1 protein-coding gene is annotated in these 533 nt (G+C 54.8%); it reads right to left on the reverse strand.

What is annotated here, in order from left to right; all coding sequences use genetic code 11:
* A partial coding sequence (locus HK11_RS10140) for a 1-deoxy-D-xylulose-5-phosphate synthase N-terminal domain-containing protein (protein WP_304528678.1) occupies nt 1-533 on the reverse strand: 533 nt, incomplete at both ends.

The raw sequence follows: 533 nt of genomic DNA on the forward strand, positions 1-533 counted from the left end.
GCATGCTGCTCGGCAATGCCGACATCAAAAAACCGCTCCGGGTAGGCTCTGGCAAAAGCATCAAGGCCAGTGCCTGAGGGCATGGCGGCGGTAATGGCGACAATATTTTTGTCAGTGGCGGCCTGGCGTACCAGCTCACGTGAAAAAACTGAGGTGTAGCTTGGCGGGCCTGAAGGGCCTTTGGACTGCTCGCCGGTTACGACATTAAAGCGTGCAACAGCATGATATTTATCGCCGGCTTTTTCAGCTGGGGTGTAGCCGTGGCCTTTTTCGGTGATGACATGCAACAGGATTGGGCCGTTGCCGGCATCACGCAGGTTGCGCAGAATGGTGACCAGCTGTGGCAGATCGTGCCCGTCAACCGGACCAATATAGTAAAAGCCCAGCTCTTCAAACCATGTGCCGCCGGTGATCATGCCACGGGCATATTCATCAGCTTTACGGGCTGTGCGCTCAACAGAGGCCGGCAGTTTTTTAACAAACTTACCAGCCAGCTCACGCAGGCCAATAAATTTACGGGATGAGATAAGGCG

Origin of the sequence: Acetobacter sp. DmW_043 (genome assembly GCF_002153485.1) — a bacterium.
In the GTDB taxonomy this organism is placed as follows: domain Bacteria; phylum Pseudomonadota; class Alphaproteobacteria; order Acetobacterales; family Acetobacteraceae; genus Acetobacter; species Acetobacter thailandicus.